Consider the following 23,168-nt stretch of genomic DNA (forward strand, 5'->3'; position numbering starts at 1 on the left):
GAGGGGTTGGTGAAGTATGACCGATAAAGTGAAAAATGGCACTAGCTTGTTTCGTTTTTATGAACTGGTTGTGTTGCAGAAAATACACGATTCAAAGCCCAAGAAGAATCAGCCTGTTAAATCCGGTAAACCCGAACCGGAAATTCTTTGTGATTGTTTTGGCCAGATGATTTACGGCCTAACCGCAAAGTCAAGTCTGGAGTAATTAAGGTATTTTTAAAACTATAACATTATATATAAGTAAAAACCCAGGCTAGCCTGGGTTTTTACTTATTTCAATCTTTTTCCTATGTTATGCCAGGTGGGCACATTCGGGACATGTAGGATCCCGTTTAACTTCAACCTCTTGAAAGGTCATGGACAATGCTTCCATCGTCAGCATACGGCCCACCAGCAGGTCTCCCTGTCCAAGCAGGAATTTCACGACTTCGGTGGCCTGAATGCTGCCGATGATGCCCGCCACCGACCCTAAAATTCCTACCTCGGCAGTAGACTTAACAGCTTTGGCCGAAGGCTGCTCCCGGAAGATGCAGCGGAAGCAGGGACCCCGGCCCGGTAGAATGGTCATGACCTGACCTACCATTGACAATACGCCGCCATAGATAAAAGGTTTCCCCTCCAGGATACAGGCCCGGTTCAGGCAGTACCGGCTTTCCAGGTTATCCGTGGCATCCACGATGATGTCATATTGCCTGACCAACTCCGCAGCATTGACCTCATCGATACGATAGGGGTAGAGTTTAACCTCGATATCCGGGTTTATTGCCAGAAGCTTTTCCTGCGCAGATTCCACCTTAAGGCGCCCCACATCCACCGTGGCATGGAGAATCTGCCGCTGCAAATTGGAGAAATCCACCACATCTGCATCCGCCAGGCCCAACCGGCCGATGCCCGCCGCCGCCAGGTAGTAAGCCACCGGGGAACCCAATCCGCCGGTCCCCACCACCATTACCGAGGAGTTCAGCAGCTTGAGCTGCCCCTCTTCCCCGACCCCTGGCAGCATGATGTTTCGATGGTAACGTTTTTTCTGCCGGTCGTCTAATGCCAGCCTGTTCACATCCCCGGCTGGTTTAAGGTGCCGCTCCTCAATGAGATCTGCCACACCGGCAATATCATGCAAATCATAGCAGGGAATGCCCAGTTCCAGCGGCAGGTCGCTGACAACGGCCATTAGTTCATCAGCAGGGCAAACCGGGGAACTGGATACCTCGGAACGAACGAGCTCGATTTTAGGCTGGGGGCCCTTTTTAAAACCTTCTATGATCACGATGTCCACACCGGACATATAGTTGATAATCTCCGCCAACGACAGCTCCTGCTCCAGTTTTTTACCAGACCAAAGCCGGTGGGCGTGGCCAAGGCCACGGTGTCTGCCCCTGCCTGAGCATGCCGCCAGGTATCTTTACCCTCAATGTCAAGTTCAAAGGCCCCCCGGTGGTGCTTAACGGTACCGATACGATACCCCCGGGCCTTGACTTCCTTGATCAGTTTTTCTAAAAAAGTGGTCTTCCCCGAATTGGAACATCCCACCAGGGAAATAGCCGGTGGCGCTGCTTTATGCCGGTTGAATATCAATGGAGTCCCCTACCTTTACCGGTCCACCCTGCAGCACCCGGATAAAAATACCTTCCTTGGGCATTACGCAGTCCCCGGCCTGGTGATAAATGGCACAGCGGGTATGGCATTCCTTGCCGATTTGCGTCACTTCACCCAGCGCACTATCACCAATCTTCAGTTTTGTGCCAATGGGCAAGGAAACCAAATCAATGCCCTCGGTGGTCAAATTCTCGGCAAAATCGCCCGGTCCCACCTTTAGCCCCAGTTGGCGCATTTTTTCAATGCTTTCTAAAGCCAGCAAACTTACCTGGCGGTGCCAGCCACCCACATGGGCATCCCCTTCCAGCCCGTGTTCCACCACCAGAAGCCCTTCACCTACGTTTTTCTTCCGCATTCCCTTTTTAGGACTGGTGCAAACTGCCACTATTTTTCCCATGGTTCTTCTCCCTCCCGTAAAAAGTCGCCGCTTTTGCCGCCGCTTTTGTTAACCAACCGGATATTTTGGATTACCATCGACTTGTCCACCGCTTTACACATATCATAGATGGTTAATGCAGCCACACTGACGGCGGTAAGGGCCTCCATCTCCACCCCTGTTTTGCCGCCGGTCTTGACAATCCCCCGGATCTCCAGCATATTGGGCGGTGCAAATTTGAAGTCAATGTTCACCCCGGTAATCATAATGGGATGGGCCATGGGGATTAAATTGGGGGTGCTTTTGGCTGCCATAATCCCCGCTACCCTGGCTACACCCAGGACATCCCCCTTGGCCATACCGCCCTGTTGAATCAACTCCAGGGTGGCTGGGGACATGACCACTTCTCCCCGTACCTCGGCCACCCTGTGGGTTTCTTTTTTGTCTGTAATGTCCACCATGCGGGCATTGCCCCTGGCATCAAAATGTGTTAACTGGGACATGGTTCTTAACCTCCTATCTGGCTCATCACCCTGCGGTCGGTCCACCCGTCCTCCATATGGTGCTGGCCAGGCTTGTGCTGAATGGTTTTGGCAATAAACTCCGCCAATTCCTGCCTGCCCGCGCCGCTTCTTAATAAAGTCTTCAGGTCGAATTCCTGGTTGCCGTAAAGACAGGGTCGAAGCTGACCGTTAGCTGTCAGACGTAAGCGGTTGCAAGTGCTGCAAAAATGTTCACTGATGGCAGTAATAAAACCAATGGTTCCCCTGGCGCCGGGCAGTCGGTAATATTTTGCGGGTCCGCTGCCGGTCACCTTGATTTGTGTCTCCAGGGGGCCGAATTCCTGCTGCAGGTGCTGCATAATTTCTTCGGCGGAAATAAAATTCCCCACCGCCCAGGGGTTGCATTCCCCGATGGGCATTAGTTCAATAAAACGAATATGTAGCGGCAGTTCCCTGCTCAAGCGGGCAAAATCCCCAAACTCCCGGTCATTCACCCCGCGTACCGCCACAACGTTTAACTTAACCGGATGAAGCTCCAGTTCCAGGGCCTTCTGGATGCCCCGCCAAACATCATCAAACTTTCCCACCCGGGTTATATCCCTGAAATTTTCAGACGCTAGGCTGTCCAGACTGAAGTTAACCCGGTTTAACCCGGCTTTTTTCAAGTCCTCTGCCATATCCGCAAAAAGCACCCCGTTGGTGGTAACCGAGAGATCGTCAATGGCAGGGTTGGCGGAAATGGCCTGAAACAGCTCCAAAATATTTTTTCTCACCAGCGGTTCACCGCCGGTAATGCGTATTTTTCGAATGCCGACATTCGATGCCGCGTCCACCACCCGGCTGATTTCCTCCAGACTTAGTATTTCCCAGTGGGGGGTCTGTTTCACCCCTTCCGGGGGCATGCAGTAAACACAGCGTAAATTACACCGGTCGGTAACGGATATGCGAAGGTAGTTGATGTTCCTTTTAAAATTATCGATCATTCTAGAATGCCCCCTTTGCTTCCCGCATCTCACCTCTCATGGGTATCCACTGGAGCAGTTTTAGTACGGCCTGGTTTTTGGGACGCTGGTAGATTTCCTGGGGCGTGCCGGTTTGGATAATTCGGCCCTGGTCCAGCACGGACAGCCGGTGAGCCAGATAAGGGATCTCTGCATAATCATGGGTAACAAACAGCGTTGCAATTTTGGTCCCATGCAGCAGTTTGGCCATGTCCAACAGCAGTTGTCCCCGGGTGGGGCTATCGAGGCCCGTGAATGGTTCATCCAAAAACAGAACCTCCGGCTCCAGGGCCAGGGCCCGGGCAATACTGACCCGCTGGGCCTCCCCGCCGGACAGGAAACGAACAGGGCCGTCAGCCAGGTGCTGAATCCCCAGCCTTTCCAACCATAATTGCACTCGCTGATTGATTAAATGACTGGCAACTTTCCGTAATCGAAGGCCGGTTTCAATATTTTGTCTTACTGTCATGTCCAGTAAAAGGGGCTGTTGAAAAACAAAGGCCATTCTTTTCCGCAATTGCAGGAGGTTGTGCTTACCGGCCGGCTCCCCTTGAAACAGTACCTGCCCGGAGGTTGGCTGTTGCAGCAGGGCCAGGATTTGCATCAAAGAGGTTTTCCCCGCCCCGTTGACACCAATCAGGGCCGTCACTTCGCCTTGCCGTAAAGCGAACGCATCAATATCCAGGATCGTTCTGTTATTTTTGATAAACTTAATATCCCTTGCTTCTAAAATAACCACTATGGACACCTCCCCCGCTGCTGGGCCGTTGTCAGGATCACTGTAATGGTAAAAGCGACAAACAGCAGGATCAAACTTAATGCCATGCCCAGTTCCTGCTGGCCTTTATTAACCGCCAGTACCGTGGCGGTGGTCAGGGTCCTGGTAGATCCCACCAGGTTGCCACCTACCATCATGGAGGCTCCCACTTCGGAAACGGCCCCTCCAAAACCGGCCATCACCGCCGCCAACAGTCCCATCCGGGCTTCCCTGGCCATCAGCCAGAGAAGCTGCAGCCGGGAGGCTCCCAGGGACAGAATCTGCAACTTTAACTTGGGGTGCAGCTGCTGAAAGGCTGCCAGCGTAAAGCCTGTCACAATGGGAAAGGCAATGATGCCCTGGGCGACGATCATGGCTGCGGGCGTATACAGCAGTCCCAGCATGCCCAGGGGGCCGTAGCGGCTGAGCAGCAGCCATACCACCAGTCCCACCACCACTGGGGGCAGTCCCATGCCGTAATTTACGACACTTACCAGAAGGTTTCTACCGGGAAAGGAAGTCAGGGCCAGGAAAAAGCCCATAGGGACGCCAATTAAAACAGCAATGAAGGTGGCGGTACCGGAAACCTTTAACGTTAATAACGCGATTTCGATAATTTCTTTGTCCCCGGCCAGAAGAAGTTTAACTGCCATCATAAACCCATTCCAGAATACGTCCACGAACGAACCACCACCAATATGTTCTAGTAAGCATAACGACGTTCTGCACAAGGGCAGGGGAATTTTCCCCTGCCCCTGACTTCCTTGGTCGGTTTAACCGCCGCCAACCGGCGGAAAAAGGGCAACCCGGTCACCGTCTTGTAAAACAGTGTCAAAGGGCTTATGCAAGCCGTTTACCAATGCGCTGAATACTTCCTCCTCCGGAATGCCATACTTGCTGAAAATATCCCGCAGGGTGGTTCCCTCAGCCAATTGTAACGTGATTAACTCGCCGTAACGAGTTCCCGTGTATTTTTCCAGGCCTGTATATACCCTCAGCTCAATCACCATGTCCAGGTCACCTCAAAATTCATTATACTACAAATAGTCTGTCTATGGGCTAGAAATTAAATACAGAATCCAGCTCTTCATCTGTAACGTCGAACACGGTGTTGTGCGGAGCCAGTTTATCGGTGTAGAAGAACTCCGGCAGGCGGTCATCAGCGTTGGTGAAGCCGGCCTTGGCGTTAAATTCACGCTCGTTCTTCAGGATGCTCTGGCCAAGTTCAACCACGTTGTCAGTGGTCAGTTCCAGACCATACTGGGCATTGAGCATCTCAACGATGGTGGGCAGGCCTTCGGGATTATCCAGTACGGCAAAGGCTACAAACAGGCACAGACCGGTGGCATCCACAGCAGCGGTAGCGATCTGCAGGTTTCTGGACAGTTCTACCTGGCTTCCGGCTTCAGTGGATCTACAAAGCCGCCCACCTTCAAAATGTTGGCGGTTACAGCATAACCGGCAGTGTGGTCGCCGCCCATGGGGGATGTAGCATAGGTAACACCGTTGCCTTTGCAGGATCTGGGATCGTAAGCAGGTAAGCCCTGGCCCTTAACGGCGGGAACTCTGGTTACGCCGTAAGCTTTGCCCACAAATACAGAACCGTTGCCCAAGATACGTCCGGCAGGGGTTCCCTTGCCCACTTCTTCCAGTGTCTTGATGGCTGCTTCACCGTCACCGAAGGGAATGACGCCGGCATCCATTAATACGCCCAGAGCAACACCCATTTCGATGGTGTCCAGACCGATATCATTGCAGAGGTAGTTCAGTTTGGCAACAACATCCAGATCACTGATTTCCAGGTTGGGACCAAAGCACCAGGCGGTTTCATATTCGATGGGAGCACAAACTTTGCCGTCGGGCATGGGATATACGTTGGAGCAGCGCATGACGCAGCCGGGGTGACAAGAGTGAGTTGCTTTGCCGCCGCGGGCCTTGGCTACTTCTGCTAAGGTTTCGCCGCCAACGTTATTAGCTTTCTCAAAACGTCCAACGTTGCTGAAGTTCCGGACAGGCAGGGTGCCGGCTTCGCTGATGATGTTCATCAGCACGTTGGTGCCAAAGTTGGGCAGACCTTCACCGGTAACGGGGTGATCCATGAGGATCTTGGCAAATTTCTTGGCAGCAGCGGAGAAGCGCTCTTTGTCCTTGACGGGAACGTCAAAGGTCTTGGGAGCGTCTACGACGATGGCCTTGATGCCCTTGGAGCCCATTACAGCACCCAGGCCGCCGCGACCGGCATAACGGCTGGAGTTGCCGTCGCTGTCGTTATTGGTTACACCGGCACCCATGAGCATCATTTCACCGGCGGGGCCGATGCAAATGACGCCGACTTTGCTGCCGTAGCGCTCGCGCAGGATGGCGGTCACTTCATAGGTGCCCTTCATGGCCAGATCGTCCGCAGGCAGTAATTCTGCGCCTTCGGGAGAGATTTTTACCATCCAGGTGCCCTTGTCGGCAGGCTTGCCTTCAAGAATAACGGCTTTGATGTCAAGGTTGGCGAGTTTCTGGGAGCAAATACCACCCGCGTTGGATTCCTTGATGCCACCGGTCAACGGACTCTTGCCACCCACAGACAGGCGGCCGGAAGAAGGGGCGTTGGTACCGGATAATAAACCGGGTGCGATGACGAGTTTGTTGTACTCACCCAGGGGATGACAAGTTGGAGGTACTTCGTCCAATACCATTTGCGAAGTCAGTGCCCTGCCACCAAGACCTAAATACTTTTCGGGGCATTCTTCCCATTTGACTTGCTTTTTGCCCATATCAATGCGTAAAAATTTTGGCACAACATATCCCTCCTTGATTGGTAATCACTTAAATACTTCGATTCGTATTCGACTTTTCCTGCTTTTTTCTATATTCAAAAATTTGTCTGTATTTGCCCCCTTTCTACTAGGTATCATTGAATTCCATAATAAAATGCAAAGAATGTACCAAAGATTAAAAGCTTCTGAATCTTAAAAAATAACCAAAATGGTACATGTCTTCGTTCTAAAGTGAAACAGCTGTGTCAAAATACCACAGGAAAAGAGTGAATTTTCGTTATATAATGGGAGTAGAAATTGCGTATGTTTTACCTTAGAGCGACTCGGTTCAGGAGGTGTCTGCCATTGGGAGCGATTGAATTAAGGGGCTTTGCCAAACTCCGGGCGGTTATGCAGGAAAAGGGGTTTGGCTTTCCGGAAATGTACGAGGTGGGGGACGGTCTCACCGGTTACCAGCTGCTGGATAAGTTAACCATACAGCAAGAGGATGTGGAGGCAATCATGGTCAACGGCGCGGTTTGCAGTTTGTCTCACTGCATTAAACCCGGTGACAGGGTGGCCATCCTTCCTCCCGGCACACCGGCCCCTACAGGGTGATTTTAGGGATCGTCGGGAAAAAAGATCAGTAAAAATGAGGGGTAGCTCCCCTCATTTTTATTAACCTGTTATATTAATGTTGTATTCCTTGGCCTTACGATACAACGTGTTGCGGCCAATCCCCAGGGCCCGGCACTCATACTGACATTGCCGTTGAAAAATTCCAGCGTTTCTTCAATAGTGCGCGCTTCCATTTCTTGAAGGGAGACCGGAAAAACAGTTGTAATACCTTTTTTGCCCATAGTGCGGTGTAAAGCCCTGTGAAGGGTTTGCACCCTCCGGTATAAATTCAGCAAACTGTCCTCGTCCAGCTGCTCTAAATTTTCCGGTTGGCAGGACAACACCTGAGGAAAATCCTCGCTTCCCTTAGGCAGGTCCTTCGCATCGTACCTGCTGGCCTGCAGGAGTTGCCCGTTAATTTTTCCTGACAGGTGTTCCGGCAGCACCATGCTGCCATCGCACAGGGCCAGGGCTTGTTCTACGGCATTGGCCAGTTCCCGGATATTGCCGGGCCAGTGATAATTCAGCAGGGCCTCCATGCAGGAAGGGGAAAAGATCGGCACCGGACCAGCGCTTTTTCCCCAGAACTTATGAATAAAATGTTCCACAAATTGCGGAATATCTTCTTTCCTTTCCCTGAGGGGCGGCAGTTCCAAACGGACCACGTCCAACCGGTAAAATAAATCCTCCCGGAAGTTTTTTTGACTGACCGCTTCCTCCAAATCCACGTTGGTGGCGGCAATAATCCGTACATTCGTTTTAACGGGTTTTTCGCCACCGACCCTTAAAAATTCCCCTGTTTCCAGGACTCTCAGAAGTTTTACCTGAATGGCCAGGCTGGCTTCCCCGATTTCATCCAGAAACAACGTGCCGTTGTTGGCTAATTCAAAGATCCCTTTCCGCTGGACGCTGGCCCCGGTGAAGGATCCCCTTTCGTGTCCAAACAATTCACTTTCCAACAGGTTCTCCGGCAGCGCTCCGCAGTTAATGGCTAAAAAGGGCTTATCCTCCCGGTGACTGGCGGCATGGATAAACCTGGCCAGCACTTCCTTACCGGTGCCAGTCTCGCCGTGAATCAAGACGTTGATGTCCTTGGTGGCAATGCGCTCGGCGATATTGACCAGTTTGATCATCTGGGGCGTTTTGCCCACCTGAAAACCGATCCTCTCCGTCACTTCGCTCCAGCTATAGGAACTCTTCCCCAATTGCCCTGCGGTTTTCCCAAAAAGAATGGCCTTTTCAATTAATTGTTCAACCAGGTCGATATCGTCAAAGGGTTTTTCAATATAATCAAAGGCCCCGAATTGAATGGCCTTCACCGCGGTACGCGTAGTGCTGTAACCGGTCATGATAATGACTTCACACCGGGGCTGTGCCGATTTAATATGCTGCAGCAGGCTCAGGCCATCGGCATCCGGCAGCTTCAGGTCCACCATGGCCACATCATAATTTTCCCGGGCAATGAGTTCATGGGCCTGAGCGCCCGAACTGGCCACACCGATCCGGTAGCCTTTGGTCCGCAGCAGCCTGGTAAAAAACGTTCCTACAGGTTGTTCATCGTCAATAATTAAGATACCTGGTACATTGACCACTTACGGTTCACCCCCTGTCTCATGTTTTAAAGGAAGCAGAAATCGAAAGGTACTCCCCAGACCCGGCTGGCTTTCTACCCGAATGGCGCCGCCGTGGGACTGGGCGATGCCCAAACTGACCGAAAGTCCCAGCCCGGTCCCTTTGCTGGCTTCTTTGCTGGTATAAAAGGGGTTAAATATTTTATTGAGGTTCTCCGGTTCAATGCCGCAGCCGTTATCCTGTACGTTAATGATCGCCCATTTTTTATCCTGTTCTGTCTCAATCCCAGTGGATATGGTGATGCATTTCTCACCCTCGGTTTCTTCCAGGGCATCCCGGGCATTCAGCAGCAAGTTAATGAGAACTTGCTGCAGTTGATGGCCGTTGGCCATTACATCGGGAACAGTTGGGTCCAATTTTTTCACAATTTCAATATTGTTGCGGTTAATCTGGTAATGGATGATGCTTAATACCTTTTCTACCTGTTCATTGACATTAGTTTCCACGAAAAAAAATTGTCCCTGCCGGGAGAAGGAAAGTAAATTCTGAATGATTTTTTACATCGCATGCCGCAGCTGATAATGTCATCCAGCCATTCAGCCCGGGGATCTTCGCTGCCCATGTCCCGCTGCATCATTTGAGCCGTGCCGATAATCACCGTCATGGGGCTGTTCAGCTCGTGGGCCACCCCGGCGGCCATTTCCCCAATGGCCACCAGTTTGGCCGAGTGGACCAACTGGGCCTCCATTTTTACCTTCTCGGTAACATCTTTCACATGAAGAATCACCGCATAGGTCTCTCCGAAGGAATCCATCATCGGGTAATAAAAGGCGTCAAAAATGGCCCCGTCGTATTGAATCTGCCGGTAAACTCCTTTGCCGTTCCGGTGAACATCCTCCAGGCTGCAGTTTTCACAGGGGGCGTTTCTTTTCCAAAGGACATTGTAACACTTGGGCGTTTCCTCCCTGTCATCAATGTGAGAAACGATTTTATTATTTCTATGGTTATGACGGAGCACATTATAATTTTTATCGATCAAAAAAAAGGGTCGGGAACCGCTTTAAAGGTGGCTTCCCATTCTTGTTTTCCCTTGGACACCTCTTCATACAACCTGGCGTTTTCAATACAAATGGCCAGCTGGTCCGCCAGTTGCTCAATAAAGGCCAGTTCGGAACTGCCGTAGGTAAATTCCTGGTTATCACCGACAACAAATACACCGATGACCTGATTTCTCACCAGCAGCGGCACAATGGTAGCAGACTTGAGGCCCCAGCTTTCCACCGGGTCCTGCCCGTCAACCGGTGAGCGCACAAGCTCCCTTTTACCGTTCAAATTGTAGAGAAGCCGCTGGCATTTGGTATAGGACTTCCAGAGTACCGATGTCCTGGGCACCGGTTGGCCCAGGTGCCGGTTGTCCGGTATGGCTGCTGTCATGATCAGCCGGTCTCCTTTGGCCAGGGCCAGTCCTAAAAAACAACAGGGCACGGCCCGGGGAAGTTTGTTATATACCCGTTCCACAATGTCCGCCAGGGACATGTCAATGTTAATATCCTTAATTAACTGGTGCAGCAGTTCCAGTCGGTTGATCTGTATTTTGATCTGCTCGTTGGAACGCTGAACCTCAAGATAATAGTTAAGTTTGGAAGAGTTGACCCCTGTTAAGTTTTGTATAATGGTTAATTTGTCGTCAAACACCAGGCACTCCCCCTTTAAAGGGCTCTTCTGTATAATCCTTCAAGCTCATCGGCGCTGCAATCCCTGGGGTTGGTTACCAAACAGGCGTCCTTGAGGGAATTTAAACTCAGCGTTTGAATATGTTCCTCTTTCATCCCTACTTCAGACAACCTTTCCGGTATGCCAATATCCCTGAACAGCCTGCGTACCGCGGCGATTCCCTTTTCGGCGGCTTTCCATTTGCCCAGCCCGGTGGTTTGCACACCCATGGCTGCCGCGATATTGGCAAACTTTTCGCCACAGGAAATCATGTTAAACTCCATGATATAGGGGAGTAAAATCCGTTGGTCTCACCATGATGCAGGTCCAGCAGGCCGTCCACCTGGTGTGTCATGGCATGGGTGGCACCCAAAATGGCATTGGAAAAGGCCAAACCTGCCTGCAAGCTGGCCATGGCCATGGCCGACTTGGCCTCCAGGTTGGTCCTGCAGGCTACGGATTCTCTCAGGTTGGCGGAGATAAGGCGAATGGACGCCAGTGCATGGACATCCGTCAGTGGTGTGGCAGCCAGGGAAACATAGGCCTCGATGGCATGGCTTAAGGCATCTACACCGGTGGCCGCCGTCAACCGCGCGCTCTTGGTCTGCAATAAAGACGGGTCCACAATGGCAATATCGGGAATAAGTGATTTTGAAATAATCGCCATTTTGACCTGCCGGCGTTTCTCAACGATCATGGAAAACTGGGATACCTCCGCGCCGGAACCGCCGGTGCTGGACACCATGACCATGGGCGGTAAAGGAGAGGAGATTCTGTTAACTCCTTCGTAGTCCTTGATTTGCCCGTCGTTGGTGGCCAAAATGGCAATGGCTTTGGCTACATCGATAGGACTGCCACCGCCCACCGCGACAATCCCGTCACAGCCGCTGGCCAGGTAATGGCTGGAGCCCTCTGCCACTTCACAATCCTTTGGGTTGGTGGTCAAACCGTACCAGACATAAGAACCAATGCCCACTTCCTTGAGAAAGGCCAGGGCTTTGTCAACCCAGCCGGCTTCCATGACCCCCTGGTCACTGACCAAAAAGGCCTTTTTAATTCCCAGCCGGGCAGCGCTTTCCCCCACCTGACTGAGCGCTCCCAGGCCGAAGATCACCTCGGGGGCAACAAATTTACTGATATTCAGCAGATTATTTTTGGGCATGGTCTTTTTCTTACCTCCAGAATATTCTAAAAAGCTTCATAATTCTGTCTTGGGGCCTTTGATTAAAAATATTCTGCAAAAAGTTTTTCATCCCTGCAACACGCGAAAAAACAGGTGGGCGAACACCCACCTGTGACTACAAAATATATATTTATGGGGTTTATGATGGCATTTTTAGAGGGCAGCCTTGAAGATGCCGATGACATCCTCCAGCGTAGCGACTCTCGGGTTGGTAAAGCTGCAAGCATCCTTCATAGCATTCTCAGCCATGATCTTCAGGTCTTCTTCCTTAACACCCAGTTCGGTTAATCCTGCAGGAATACCGATATCGGCAGACAGCTTCTTAATGGCAGCCAGGGCCTTGTCGGCAGCTTCACGAACAGACAGTCCTTCTACGTTCTCACCCATGGCCACGGCAATGTCAACGAAACGTGCGGGGCATGCGATCAGGTTGAAGGCTTCAACGTGAGGCAGCAGAATGGCGTTGCAGACGCCGTGGGGCAGGTTGTAGAAGCCGCCCAGTTGGTGAGCCATGGCGTGAACATAGCCCAGGGATGCGTTGTTAAAGGCCATACCGGCTAAGAACTCGGCATAAGCCATTTTATCACGGGCTTCCATGTTCTGGCCGTTGGCAACGGCTTGACGCAGGTTTTGAGAGATCAATTTGATGGCCATTAAAGCGGCGGAATCGGTAACCGGAGTGGCAATGGTGGACACATAGGCCTCAACGGCGTGGGTCAGGGCATCCATACCGGTGGCAGCGGTGAGAGCCGGGGGCATACCAACCATTAACAGCGGGTCGTTGATGGCTACGTTGGGAGTGCAGCGCCAGTCTACAATGGCCATTTTCACTTTATTGCTGGTGTTGGTAATGATGCAGAAACGGGTCATTTCGGAAGCGGTACCGGCGGTGGTGTTTACGGCAATGAACGGGGGCATCGGCTTGGTGCTCTTGTTGATGCCTTCAAAGTCACGGATGTGACCGCCGTTGGTGGCTACCATGCCAATCCCTTTGGCACAGTCGTGGGAGCTGCCGCCGCCCAGGGAGAGAATCATGTCAGCGCCGCAATCCTGATAGATTTTTAAACCGTCATGCACGTTAATATCGGTGGGGTTCGGCTCAGCGCCGGCGAAAACGGTAACCTTAATGCCTTCGGCTTCCAGCATGGCTTTGATGTCGTCGGCCATACCGCCGGGACGTCCCAGGAAAGCGTCGGTAACAATCAGAACGTTGCTGCCGCCAAGGGTCTTCACCTGATTGGGGATCTCCTTGTGAGCGCCTACGCCCATGAGGTTAACTGTGGGAATAAAATAACCGTAAACTTGTTCACCCAGTGCCATGAAAGAACTCCTCCTTAGATTAGAATTATTTTTATTGCGGGGGAATTTCCCCCTTGTTTACTTGCCAATTTATTAAAGCAAAGACCATGCCAAATGATTCAGTATTTAGTAAATTTTCTTACTATACTGTAAATTAAGGGTCGGATGAGAAAGACCGTTCGATGAAAACAGCTCTTGACTGTTCAGGATTCAATAATGTGCATTATCAGGACAAGGGGTGCGTACCAAATCGGAACAGTGCTCTAAGCTTGAACAAATTTTTTCCCCGGCAGGACTAATGGCCCAGACAGCGAATAGGTGATCAAAAGTACCTGGATGTGATGTTGGATTGATTAAATCCCTGCTGTTAACCCTTGGCCTTTCTCTTGCCCTTCTGGGATGTGGCTCTGTCACCACGAACACCCCTCGCGCCCAGGAATATACCGGGGGGGAAGTAAACTTTAAACCGCATACAAAAGGAGTCTGGTGCTAACTGCCAGGCTCCTTTTATGTTTAGCTACTCACACTTCACTTTGGTTTACATATTATGGAACAAACACAGAAAGAGAGGTGACCTAAATGGGCTTGCCAGAGCACACCCTGCAAAAGCTTCGCATGGCCAACCTGAGATTAAAAATATTGTTGGTGACGATCGTCTGCAGTTCCTTAATTATCGCAGTAAACTTTTTAGGATTAGATACTATATATTCCCCGGAGCTTTTTCTTCCCATTCATACCATCCTAGAGTTCTTTTGTGTTTTTGTGGCCTTGTGTACTTTTACGGTAACCTGGTACTCCTATTTAAATAATTGCTCTTATTACAGTTACTTTATTGGGCTGGGGCTGCTGGCAGTGGTTTTATCGATTTGTTTCACTTTTACTCCTATGAAGGGATGCCCAATATTTTTTCCAAGGCCTGCGCCAACAAAGCTACGCTCTACCACTTCTTCGGCAGGCTGATCATGGCTGTCACCTTCCTGGTCAGTGTTTTTTTGTATAAGAGAGAATTTTGCTTTATTGGGCGCTTTCGCTATCACCTGCTGGCGGCCACGCTGGCACTGGTGGGGTTTGTTTTGGCCACCGTGTCCTGGGATCCCGGCCTTTACCCGGCTATGTATGTTAAGGGTCAGGGCCTTACACAGGCCAAAGTGCTGCTGGAGTATCTGATCATTGCTGTTTTGCTGGCGGCTCTCATCGGCTATCTCAGGTTGTATAAAAAGCACATGGACGGCTACCTGCAGTTGATTATCAGCACGCTTTTGATCTCGGTTTTTAGTGAATTATGTTTTACTTCCTACCAAAGTGTATATGATACCACCAATTTGTTGGGTCATTTGTTTCGTTTCGCATCCTATGTCCTTATCTACGTGGCCATATTTTTAAATAATGTAAAACGCCCGTACCTGGCATTGGTGGCAGCAAGAGAAGAACTGGCCAAAGCAAATATCATTTTAGAAGAAAAGGTCCGTGAACGCACCCGGGATTTAGAGGAAGCCAACAAAAAACTGGCCCAGGCAGCCACCCACGATTATCTTACCGGGGCCATTAACCGCCTGGAATTTTCCAACCGGTTCAAGGCCGTGGTGGGGAATGCTCCAGAACAGGCGGTCCACTGCGTTATGGCCATTGATTTTGACTCCTTTAAAAAGATCAATGACACCTACGGCCACGCCGTGGGGGACGAATGCCTGAAGACATTTGTCAGAGCAGCCCGGGAAGTGCTGCGCCTGCGGACTCGGTGGCCCGCTTCGGCGGGGATGAGTTTATGCTTTTGCTGCCCAATACCCCCAGGGAAGGCGCCAGAGTGGCGGGGGAAAAGGTCAGGATCCATCTGGCCAAAATTGCTGATCCGTCCTTTACTGTTTCAATGGGCATCGCCGAGTGGCCAAAGGACGGTCGTAAGGAGAAAGAACTGTTGGCCCGGGCGGATGAAGCCCTTTATCTGGCCAAAGAAAAAGGGAAAAATAGAGTTGAGTAGGGGTTATTTCATAGACTCCGGAGAACGTCCTGTGCTATGCTGAAAAAAATTGTAGAGTGAGGTAATCCTTATGTCCGCTAACTTTAAGATAGGTCTCTGCCAACTCCCGGTAAGTGCCGATAAGGCCGCCAATCTTCACAATGCCCGTAAGGCCGTAAAGGAGACCGCCGGCAAGGGCTGCCGGTTGGTAGCCCTGCCGGAAATGTTTAACTGCCCCTACGGCAACGAATACTTCCCTGTATATGCCGAGGAGTTTCCCGGCGGAGAAACAATCAACACCCTTGCCGACCTGGCCCGGCAACATTCCATTTACCTGGTAGGCGGTTCCATTCCGGAAAAAGAGGACGGGAACCTCTACAACACATCCTTCGTGTTTGGACCCGACGGCAACCTGTTGACCCGCCACCGTAAAATACATCTGTTTGATATCGACATCCCGGGAGAGATTACATTTAAAGAATCCGATACCCTGTCACCCGGGGATACTGTCACCGTTTTTGATACCCCCTTTTGCCGGGTTGGCCTGGCTGTTTGTTACGACATACGGTTTCCTGAATTAACCCGCTCCATGGCTTTGCAGGGTATCCATCTCCTGGTTTTGCCCGCTGCCTTTAATATGACCACCGGCCCTGCTCACTGGGAACTGACCATGCGGGCCCGGGCCTGGACAATCAAATCTATGTGGCTGCCGTGTCGCCGGCCAGGGAGGAAAAGGCTGATTATGTGGCCTACGGTCACTCCATGGTAACAACCCCCTGGGGCGACGTGCTGGTCCAAGCGGACGAAAAACCCGCTATCCTGATGGCGGAGATCGACCTGGAGCGCCTGTTTCGCATCAGGCAGCAGTTGCCACTGTTGAAACACCGTCGGGAAACTGTTTACTAGGAATGAGCTTTAAGAAGCGATGGGTAGGAGGTACAGCATGGCTAAAAAGCTGGTTGTCTTAGACCCCGGCCACGGCGGGCGAGACCCGGGCGCCGTGGGCAATGGTTTACTGGAAAAGGAGATCACCTTAATGGTGGCCCGCAAGGTGGCCAAGAGGTTGGGATTCTACGATGTCACCGTCAGATTAACCCGGGACGACGATACGTATCTCTCTGCGGATGCCAGGGTAAACTTTGCCAACAACCTGGGAGCGGATTATTTTCTCTCCATTCATGTAAATGCAGGCAGCGGGACAGGATTTGAAAGTTTTGTTTACAACGGGCCGTTGGCCCCCAGCACCTCTTCCATCCGGACCATTATTCATAATAACATCGCCGCCTTCCTGAAAAATTACGGTGTGGTTGACAGGGGCAAAAAAGCAGCCAATTTTGCCGTGTTAAGAGAAACCAATATGCCTGCGGCGTTACTTGAAATTCTTTTTATCGATACAGCTAAGGATGCGGCATTGTTAAAGGATGACGAATTTATCAAAGGGCTGTGTGACGGGATCACCAGGGGGCTGGTGGAGGGTCTGAGATTGCCCCCGGCATCTCCGGCACCGAAGCCGACACCGGCGCCTGAACCCACTCCAACCCCACCGCCGGTTTGGGATCCCCAGCAGGAAATCCAGAAACTGAAGGAAGCGGGTTTACTGGCCAATGATCATCCAGCCGATGCCCCGGTTACCTGGGGTGAATTCGCCACTGTACTCAACCGGATCCTTGACCGGATCAAAAACGATGGATCGGTATCCAGGTGACATAAAATTCAGATTGTCCTGGTAAACAGATTCTTTTAAATGCTATAATAGGCCTGGTGATTGAAAATGAATTTAGCAACACTGCAAACTTTTATTGCTGTGGCCGAGAAGAAGAACTTATCCCTGGCCGCCCAGGATATTCACATCACCCAACCGGCGATCAGTAAACAGTTGAGTGTACTGGAGTCGCATTTTGGAACCGCCCTGGTGGAACGAAAGGGCCGCGGTGTGAGTCTCACCCCCGCCGGGGAGGTATTCTACCGCCATGCCAGGGAAATTGTGGACCTCATGAACCGGGCGGAAAGAGATATCCGGCAGATGTCCGGTGAAATTCGGGGCCGTATGATTATCTGGGCCAGCACCATTCCCGGTCATTATATTTTGCCGCCGATCATCGGGACCTTTAAAAAAGAGTACCCGGACGTGCAAACGGTATTGCATATCGGAGACTCCAAAGAAGCCATTCGCAAGCTGCTGGAAGAATCCGCTCACCTGGGTGCTGTGGGCATGCTGCCCAACAACAAGCGCATTGAGGGAGTTAAGTTTTTTTCAGACGAGTTGGTGGTCATTGTTCCCCCGGAACATCCCTTTGCCAATTACCCTGAAATTTCCCTGGATCAACTGGCCCGGGAGCCCCTGGTATGGCGTGAAACGGGTTCCGGGACCAGGTCGGTGGTGGAATCCCACTTGGCCCGGGGTGGCCTTACACCGGATAAACTAAACATTGCTTTGGAACTGGGAAGTACCGGTGCCGTGGTGACAGCCGTGGAAGCCGGCGCCGGCGTTTCGGTTGTCTCCCGCTGGGCCGTATTAAAAGAACAGGCCCTGGGAAAAATTATAACGGTAAAAGTAAAGGACTTGTCCATGCAGCGGGATTTGTATCTGGTTTATCCCGGTCGCAAAAACAAAAGCCCCATGGTGGAAGCCTTTATTCAGTTTGCCCTCAAGCAAAATCCCCCTGCCTAGCAGGGGGATTTGATTATGCCTGTACAACTTCTTTAACTTCAGGAACAGCCTGCTTGAGCGACCGCTCAATCCCGTTTTTCAGGGTATAAGTAGCGCCGGGTCAGCCACCGCAGGCCCCTTTTAGTTTTACTTTGACAACGCCGGTGGCCTCATTAACATCCACCAGTTCAACATCGCCACCGTCCCTTTGCAGAAACGGGCGGACCTTTTCTAAAGCCTCTTGAACCTTATCACGCATTTTTCTTTTCACCCCCTTGCTGCTGTATAACCTAAATATCTCCAGAACCGCTGTACTTTAGTACAGATTTAGCGTGCCCCGGTGAAAGGAATAAACCACAGACCCTGAAAGGACTGTGGTTTTATTTATTAATCCACCCGTACAACTTCTTTAACTTCAGGAATCTGTTGTTTTAATGTACGCTCGATACCATTTTTTAATGTATAAAGGGCTCCGGGGCAGCTGCCGCAAGCACCTCTCAGCCGTACTTTCACTACACCGTTTTCATCGCAATCCACAAATTCAACATCGCCACCGTCCCTTTGCAGAAAAGGCCGGACTTGCTCCAATACTTCTTTTACTTTCTCTTTCATGGCACAGCCTCCTTTTTATGATCACTGCTGGTTCTACTTACTATCGTCATGTCACAAAATAATTTTAACTATTTTTATACAGCATTACAAGAAATATTTGGTTAATTAATTAAAATGTAATACATAAAGAAACTTCATAAACAACAAGAAACCAGCGCATCCAAGTGCTCCGGTTTCTTGCTGTTTATGAAGTCTTTACATCAAGGTTATAGTAACAAGGCAGTAACTGCTGCGATCCTCTAATTGCTTTATGGCAGTTATTTTTTCTTCCAGGGAAGCCTTCACTTCCAGCAACCGACTCTGCAGTTCGGGGTTCGCTCCCTCGGTCAGCTTCTCCTCTAGTTCTGCCTGTCTCGACTGTAGTTGCTGCATTTTTTCCGTGGCTTCCTTGTGCTGGGCACTTAAATCCTTTTCGTTGGGTAAATAGGTGATAACAGTACCTAAGTTTTGTAAGGAACCAATAACGGAATGATAGCTGCTGCGGGAAATTTTTATGCCGATGGTGCCGGTTTCCTCCGAACCGGCGTAGGCTGGTAAACAGCTCCCCCTTTATTTTGGACAATGGTACCCACCGACTTCAAAGCTGATTCCAAATTCTCAACATCCAACTTCAGGACGGCGCTGCCGGCAACCATGCCTTCACTGGGCTGGGGTACAAACCCTTCTCCCTGCTTATCGTGGTGGTTTGGTACTGCGACAGTTGCATTGGGCTTGCCCGAAGCTGCATCCGACCTGGCGCCGTCATCCGGAGAAACGGTATCCGGTTTAGCGGTGGAGGTACCCGGTTCCTGGACAGGTGCGGACACATCATCCTTGGGAGCCGGCTGATCATTTCCGGGCTGCTTTGGTTCCTGAACCGCTACAACCGCATCATTGGGTTTAGTGTCTACAGGAAGAAACTGGTTGCCCTCTTTCTCCCACAGAGCAGTCAGTCCTAGCGTCATGGCCATAACAGCCGCCACTGCAGCCGTACGGTACCATGTGCTCCTGGCCACACCGGTGACCCGGTTCAACCAGCTTTTATGTTGAGGCGCCTGTTGGGGAGCAGCCTGTTGATCAATTTTTTCCATTACCCCAGCCCTGAAACCGGCTGGCGGGGTCAGTTCAGGAAGTTCCTGCAGCAGGCGAAGCGAAGCCCTGAGTTCTTCCAGCTCAGCACTGCAATTGGGGCAGCAGGCTAAGTGAACACGCACTGCCTCCCGCTCAGCGGGAGTAAGTACCCCGTCCAGGTAAGGTGACAGCATTTCTAAAGCATCCTGGCAACGCACGGAACATCCCTCCTTTACTTTGCTAGACGTTTGCAGGGGGATAAAAGTTCCATTTGCTTGCTGATTTTCTCCTTTAACGCCTGTCTGGCCCGGCTGAGACGGGATTTTACAGTTCCTAAGGAACAGCCCAGTATTTCAGCAATTTCTTCGTAAGCCAGTTCTTGAATCTCTCGCATGACCAGGATTGTCCGGTAATCCTCCGACAAATTATTGAGGCAGTGCTGAATCATGGCCTGGGTTTCACTGCGGTCCAACATTTCTTCCGGGCCGGGAGCCGTGCTGCGGATTTCATATGTACTGTTGTTCCCGTCGCCCGCAGGTTCATCCAGTGAAACCGTTGGTCTTCTCTGCCTCTTCCGCAATTCGTCACGGCAGACATTGACGGTAATGTGATAAATCCATGTACTAAAACTGGAGTCACCCCGGAAATTTGGCAGTGCCTGGTAGATCTTAATAAAAGATTCTTGGGCCAGGTCTGCTGCATCCGCATGATTTCCCATTAATCTGTAAGCAATGGTATAAACCTTATTTTCATATAATCGAACAAGATGTTCAAAGGCATCCCGATCGCCTTTTTTACTGCGCTCCACTAACAACTGATCTTCCAGGGGCAAGGGTCCCCCCTCCTTCTCCACCACAGGGTTTGCATTTCTTCCAGAATATTAAAAAACCAGCATAATGTTTCCAGTTAGTTGGTCAAAAAACCTCAAAGTACTCTGCTGAGTGAATCTTCTACATTCCCTTTGATAAATCCTTTAGCTAAAAAAACCATGTATGGTATTCGCTGCCCTCGCCAAGCCAAGAATACTACACTTGGAAAAAACAAATAACTATATATATATGACTTACGGCATCAACTTTTTGTAACAAAAAAATTTATTTTTTTCAATTATTTTCTACCTGTGGAATGCTAAAAAACTTTATTTAGCACTTGAAACTTTGGCTCCATTTTCGTATAATAAACAAGCAATTATTTTAAGCCGAAGTGGCGGAACTGGCAGACGCACCGGACTCAAAATCTACTGCGCGAAAGCCCCTTTTCGACCGGCCGGCGGCTCCCAAACCCGCGTGGCTGCTGGGTTCTTGACAATCGAATAGCCTTCATGGTTTTTCATATCCCTCCACCATATCCCTCCAAATTCCAAAGGCGGATTATGGAGAGGGAAATTGAAATAAACTTGCCGATGTGGCGGAATTGGCAGACGCGGCGGTCTCAAAAACCGTTGGATAACCTCCATGCCGGTTCGACTCCGGCCATCGGCACCAGAAACAATCGCTCTTAAAGCCGCGATACAAGCGGATTTGAGGGCTTTTTTCTTTTCTGGCGGCACCTTTTGTTTGCCGCCCGTCATACCGTCACATGACACGTTTTAGCGCATATTGGCAATGCTCTCATCGCCCTTTCCACCTGGCATTCCGCCCGATTTGGAGGGATGTCAGGAGGGATATACGCCGATGATGGCGTTGGCAGAAGCGACCTTGGAACTAAAATCCAGGTGGGTGTAGATGTTGGAGGTGGTGGAAATATCGCTGTGTCCCAACCACTCCTGGATCTCTTTCAAGCTGACTCCGTTGGCGTACAACAGGCTAGCGCAGCTATGCCGCAGGTCGTGGAAACGGATTTTTTTGAGGCCGTGGTTTTTCAGCGTGAGCGCGAAATTCTGGGTGATATAGCCCGGCTTGACCCGCTCTCCCAGTTCGTTCACGTAAATGTAGCCAAGATATTCCCAGCAATAGTCTTTCCCGCATACTTTTTGATTGCGCTCCTGCTCCGCCTTCATCCGCCGGAGAAGCTTTTCAAAGGGCTCTACCAGCGGCAGGGTGCGGTGGCTCGACTTGGTTTTGGCGCGGTCCTTTTCCACGATGATGGCTTTTCCGTCCACCCTTACCTCGGTTACGGTGTGCTTGATGGTCAGCGTCTTTTTTTGAAGTCAATGGCGTCCCATTTCAGCCCCACGATTTCACTGCGGCGCAAGCCGTAAAACGCGCCCAGGATAACGGCCAGCTCTATCGGCTTGTTTTTCACGACGGCGAACAAGGCTTCCAATTCGTTGGCATCGTAAATGCTGCCCACGAATTTTGCGGTTTTGGGCCGCTCGATCCGGTCGGCGGGGTTAAAGGCGATCAGGCCCACCTTGAACGCATACTGCAAAGCCTTGCGAATGTTGGCGTGGCGGTGGATCACCGTGCAGGCGCTTACGCCTTTCTCGTTCAGCTCGTACTGATAATAGTCCTGAATGTGCTTCGGCGTCACGTCCTTCAACGTAAGCTTGAACTCCTCAAAGTAAGGAATGACGCGGCTCTTGATGCACATAGCGTAAGAGGCGTAGGTGGTCATTTCCACATTGTGTTTGATCATCTCCAGCCATTCCAGCAGGAAGTCGGTGAACAGTATCCGCACCTCGCCGGAGATCGGGTTTACCTTGTCGGCCGGATTGTCCCGGATCAATTCAAGCTCCACGGCATAGGCCAAGGCTTCCTTGATGACCTCGTGATATTGGAGCAGGGCGGTATTCAATGCGCGATTTTCTGTTCTCTCATACTGATAGTAGCCTTCGATGTCCCCCGGCTTTATTTTCGCCACCGTAACGGCGGTATCCTTAAAGTAAGGGATGATGAAGGTTTTGGCATCATACGCATAAAGGGCGTAAGTGTCGGCGTCCACTCTGTTTATAACAGCCTGCAGCCATTTGTTCAGGAAGTCTGCAAACAAAGCGTTTTTGTCGCTCATCGCCGTGTCGGGATTAAACTCTTGCCTGGTTTTCCAGAGCATCGCTTCGGCGCGCTTTTTATTCCCCTTGACGGGAAGTCCCGTGCTGACAGACTTGGTTTGGCGCTTTCCGTTCATATCCTTGTAGGTGAGGATCATCTGGAAATAGCCGTTTTTTTCTCGCAGGTGTCCTGTTACCATGAATTCTTGCCTCCTTTAAATCAGTAACAGTCCATATTCACCTACCATTGACGGGTTTATTGTAGCAGGCTTCAAAGTATCTTGCAAAGGTGCGAGCGATGTTTTACGCATCGGATTCCTGCGCGACCGCCAGGTATTCGAAAATATGGAGCTTGGGGATTTTGTACGTTCGGCCTATTTTAAAGTGCTTGATCTGATTTTGCCGCAAAAGGCGATATGCGGTTTTTGCGCTGATACCGCCAAGCATTTCACACATTTGCTCCACACTGACCACGTCCGGGTATTCCCGAAAAATCAGCTTATATGCTTCATTGCTTTTCAGCAAGGTATCAGCCCCTTTCGGTTCGGAATTTAAATGCAGGCAGCAGGGGCACGCCATGATTGGATACGCATACATCTCGCACC

Annotated in this window: 21 protein-coding genes, 1 tRNA gene and 7 pseudogenes; 8 read left to right on the forward strand and 21 right to left on the reverse strand. The window is 50.8% G+C overall.

Features of this window, described 5'->3' with window-relative positions:
• The first annotated feature begins 16 nt into the window (after positions 1–16).
• Complete coding sequence (locus tag P378_RS07785; RefSeq protein ID WP_099082848.1) at positions 17–205, forward strand: hypothetical protein; 189 nt, start codon at positions 17–19, stop codon at positions 203–205.
• 87 nt (positions 206–292) lie between these two features.
• Here the strand turns inward: P378_RS07785 and P378_RS21340 are convergent, their stop codons facing one another.
• The 9 genes and pseudogenes from P378_RS21340 to P378_RS07825 all read right to left on the reverse strand — a co-directional run bounded on the left by P378_RS21340 (position 293) and on the right by P378_RS07825 (position 7,022).
• On the reverse strand, positions 293–1,171 hold the full coding sequence (locus tag P378_RS21340; protein WP_338013871.1) for a HesA/MoeB/ThiF family protein: 879 nt from the start codon (positions 1,169–1,171) through the stop codon (positions 293–295).
• Positions 1,172–1,213: 42 nt separating this feature from the next.
• Positions 1,214–1,530, reverse strand: a pseudogene (gene mobB / locus P378_RS21345) (molybdopterin-guanine dinucleotide biosynthesis protein B); the annotation flags it as partial.
• Between the two features lie 25 nt (positions 1,531–1,555).
• Positions 1,556–1,993, reverse strand: a complete 438-nt coding sequence (locus P378_RS07795) for an MOSC domain-containing protein (RefSeq protein WP_099082849.1) — start codon at positions 1,991–1,993, stop codon at positions 1,556–1,558.
• Complete coding sequence (moaC, locus tag P378_RS07800; protein WP_099082850.1) at positions 1,981–2,475, reverse strand: cyclic pyranopterin monophosphate synthase MoaC; 495 nt, start codon at positions 2,473–2,475, stop codon at positions 1,981–1,983. Before moaC ends, P378_RS07795 begins: the two co-directional genes overlap by 13 nt.
• Positions 2,476–2,480: 5 nt before the next feature.
• Positions 2,481–3,458, reverse strand: a complete 978-nt coding sequence (gene moaA, locus P378_RS07805) for a GTP 3',8-cyclase MoaA (protein ID WP_099082851.1) — start codon at positions 3,456–3,458, stop codon at positions 2,481–2,483.
• Between the two features lies 1 nt (position 3,459).
• Positions 3,460–4,215 carry an ABC transporter ATP-binding protein gene (locus P378_RS07810; RefSeq protein ID WP_099082852.1) on the reverse strand — a complete coding sequence of 252 codons (756 nt, stop codon included), beginning with the start codon at positions 4,213–4,215 and terminating at the stop codon, positions 3,460–3,462.
• A complete protein-coding gene (locus P378_RS07815) occupies positions 4,215–4,913 on the reverse strand; it encodes an ABC transporter permease (RefSeq protein ID WP_099082853.1) in 699 nt (232 codons plus the stop codon). Before P378_RS07815 ends, P378_RS07810 begins: the two co-directional genes overlap by 1 nt.
• Before the next feature lie 93 nt (positions 4,914–5,006).
• Positions 5,007–5,243, reverse strand: a complete 237-nt coding sequence (locus tag P378_RS07820) for a MoaD/ThiS family protein (protein ID WP_099082854.1) — start codon at positions 5,241–5,243, stop codon at positions 5,007–5,009.
• Positions 5,244–5,292: 49 nt separating this feature from the next.
• Positions 5,293–7,022, reverse strand: a pseudogene (locus P378_RS07825) (aldehyde ferredoxin oxidoreductase family protein).
• A gap of 324 nt (positions 7,023–7,346) precedes the next feature.
• Here P378_RS07825 and P378_RS07830 point away from each other — a divergent pair.
• Positions 7,347–7,598, forward strand: a complete 252-nt coding sequence (locus P378_RS07830; RefSeq protein ID WP_238473014.1) for a MoaD/ThiS family protein — start codon at positions 7,347–7,349, stop codon at positions 7,596–7,598.
• 60 nt (positions 7,599–7,658) lie between these two features.
• On the opposite strand, the pseudogene P378_RS07835 reads toward P378_RS07830, so the two are convergent.
• The 4 genes and pseudogenes from P378_RS07835 to P378_RS07850 form a co-directional block, all read right to left on the reverse strand.
• A pseudogene (locus P378_RS07835) lies at positions 7,659–9,190 on the reverse strand (sigma-54-dependent transcriptional regulator).
• Positions 9,191–10,865, reverse strand: a pseudogene (locus P378_RS07840) (GAF domain-containing sensor histidine kinase). It abuts the pseudogene before it with no gap.
• Positions 10,866–10,879: 14 nt separating this feature from the next.
• Positions 10,880–12,045 (reverse strand): annotated as a pseudogene (locus P378_RS07845) (iron-containing alcohol dehydrogenase).
• Between the two features lie 174 nt (positions 12,046–12,219).
• Positions 12,220–13,386 (reverse strand): iron-containing alcohol dehydrogenase, encoded by a 1,167-nt coding sequence (locus P378_RS07850; protein WP_099082855.1) that lies wholly within the window; start codon positions 13,384–13,386, stop codon positions 12,220–12,222.
• 594 nt (positions 13,387–13,980) lie between these two features.
• On the opposite strand from P378_RS07850, the pseudogene P378_RS24485 reads away from it, so the two are divergent.
• The 5 genes and pseudogenes from P378_RS24485 to P378_RS07870 all read left to right on the forward strand — a co-directional run.
• Positions 13,981–14,705: pseudogene (locus P378_RS24485) on the forward strand (MASE3 domain-containing protein); the annotation flags it as partial.
• Between the two features lie 72 nt (positions 14,706–14,777).
• Positions 14,778–15,386 carry a GGDEF domain-containing protein gene (locus P378_RS24490; protein ID WP_476588325.1) on the forward strand — a complete coding sequence of 203 codons (609 nt, stop codon included), beginning with the start codon at positions 14,778–14,780 and terminating at the stop codon, positions 15,384–15,386.
• A gap of 27 nt (positions 15,387–15,413) precedes the next feature.
• Positions 15,414–16,228: pseudogene (locus P378_RS07860) on the forward strand (carbon-nitrogen hydrolase family protein).
• Between the two features lie 37 nt (positions 16,229–16,265).
• Positions 16,266–17,027, forward strand: a complete 762-nt coding sequence (locus P378_RS07865; RefSeq protein ID WP_099082856.1) for an N-acetylmuramoyl-L-alanine amidase family protein — start codon at positions 16,266–16,268, stop codon at positions 17,025–17,027.
• 66 nt (positions 17,028–17,093) lie between these two features.
• A complete protein-coding gene (locus P378_RS07870; RefSeq protein WP_099082857.1) occupies positions 17,094–17,993 on the forward strand; it encodes a selenium metabolism-associated LysR family transcriptional regulator in 900 nt (299 codons plus the stop codon).
• 13 nt (positions 17,994–18,006) lie between these two features.
• Here P378_RS07870 and P378_RS07875 read toward each other — a convergent pair whose 3' ends face one another.
• The 5 genes from P378_RS07875 to P378_RS07890 form a co-directional block, all read right to left on the reverse strand.
• The gene (locus tag P378_RS07875; protein WP_180261020.1) at positions 18,007–18,231 is read right to left on the reverse strand and encodes a NifU family protein; all 225 of its coding nucleotides are present in this window, start codon (positions 18,229–18,231) and stop codon (positions 18,007–18,009) included.
• 128 nt (positions 18,232–18,359) lie between these two features.
• A complete protein-coding gene (locus P378_RS07880; RefSeq protein WP_099082858.1) occupies positions 18,360–18,584 on the reverse strand; it encodes a NifU family protein in 225 nt (74 codons plus the stop codon).
• Between the two features lie 195 nt (positions 18,585–18,779).
• Positions 18,780–18,956 carry a hypothetical protein gene (locus P378_RS24060; protein ID WP_238473015.1) on the reverse strand — a complete coding sequence of 59 codons (177 nt, stop codon included), beginning with the start codon at positions 18,954–18,956 and terminating at the stop codon, positions 18,780–18,782.
• A 119-nt stretch (positions 18,957–19,075) separates the two neighbouring features.
• On the reverse strand, positions 19,076–19,852 hold the full coding sequence (locus P378_RS07885; RefSeq protein ID WP_238473016.1) for an anti-sigma factor family protein: 777 nt from the start codon (positions 19,850–19,852) through the stop codon (positions 19,076–19,078).
• 14 nt (positions 19,853–19,866) lie between these two features.
• Entirely contained in the window at positions 19,867–20,466 is a 600-nt protein-coding gene (locus P378_RS07890) for a sigma-70 family RNA polymerase sigma factor (RefSeq protein WP_099082859.1), read from the reverse strand.
• Between the two features lie 566 nt (positions 20,467–21,032).
• Between P378_RS07890 and P378_RS07895 the strand changes: the two genes are divergently transcribed.
• Positions 21,033–21,118, forward strand: a tRNA-Leu gene (locus P378_RS07895).
• Between the two features lie 170 nt (positions 21,119–21,288).
• Here the strand turns inward: P378_RS07895 and P378_RS23495 are convergent.
• From P378_RS23495 to P378_RS07905, 3 genes are all read right to left on the reverse strand, one after another.
• Complete coding sequence (locus P378_RS23495; protein WP_338013862.1) at positions 21,289–21,735, reverse strand: site-specific integrase; 447 nt, start codon at positions 21,733–21,735, stop codon at positions 21,289–21,291.
• A gap of 29 nt (positions 21,736–21,764) precedes the next feature.
• Entirely contained in the window at positions 21,765–22,763 is a 999-nt protein-coding gene (locus P378_RS07900) for a tyrosine-type recombinase/integrase (protein ID WP_338013863.1), read from the reverse strand.
• A gap of 103 nt (positions 22,764–22,866) precedes the next feature.
• A complete protein-coding gene (locus P378_RS07905) occupies positions 22,867–23,088 on the reverse strand; it encodes a helix-turn-helix domain-containing protein (RefSeq protein WP_420795981.1) in 222 nt (73 codons plus the stop codon).
• Between the last annotated feature and the right edge of the window lie 80 nt (positions 23,089–23,168).

The organism is Desulforamulus profundi, from assembly GCF_002607855.1.

Coding starts and splice junctions, on each gene's coding strand:
- P378_RS07785 (WP_099082848.1), top strand. CDS start 17: ATGACCGATAAAGTGAAAAATGGCACTAGCTTGTTTCGTTTTTATGAA.
- P378_RS21340 (WP_338013871.1), bottom strand. CDS start 1,171: ATGGCCGTTGTCAGCGACCTGCCGCTGGAACTGGGCATTCCCTGCTAT.
- P378_RS07795 (WP_099082849.1), bottom strand. CDS start 1,993: ATGGGAAAAATAGTGGCAGTTTGCACCAGTCCTAAAAAGGGAATGCGG.
- moaC (WP_099082850.1), bottom strand. CDS start 2,475: ATGTCCCAGTTAACACATTTTGATGCCAGGGGCAATGCCCGCATGGTG.
- moaA (WP_099082851.1), bottom strand. CDS start 3,458: ATGATCGATAATTTTAAAAGGAACATCAACTACCTTCGCATATCCGTT.
- P378_RS07820 (WP_099082854.1), bottom strand. CDS start 5,243: ATGGTGATTGAGCTGAGGGTATATACAGGCCTGGAAAAATACACGGGA.
- P378_RS07850 (WP_099082855.1), bottom strand. CDS start 13,386: ATGGCACTGGGTGAACAAGTTTACGGTTATTTTATTCCCACAGTTAAC.
- P378_RS07865 (WP_099082856.1), top strand. CDS start 16,266: ATGGCTAAAAAGCTGGTTGTCTTAGACCCCGGCCACGGCGGGCGAGAC.
- P378_RS07870 (WP_099082857.1), top strand. CDS start 17,094: ATGAATTTAGCAACACTGCAAACTTTTATTGCTGTGGCCGAGAAGAAG.
- P378_RS07880 (WP_099082858.1), bottom strand. CDS start 18,584: ATGAAAGAGAAAGTAAAAGAAGTATTGGAGCAAGTCCGGCCTTTTCTG.
- P378_RS24060 (WP_238473015.1), bottom strand. CDS start 18,956: ATGCAGCAACTACAGTCGAGACAGGCAGAACTAGAGGAGAAGCTGACC.
- P378_RS07900 (WP_338013863.1), bottom strand. CDS start 22,763: ATGGTAACAGGACACCTGCGAGAAAAAAACGGCTATTTCCAGATGATC.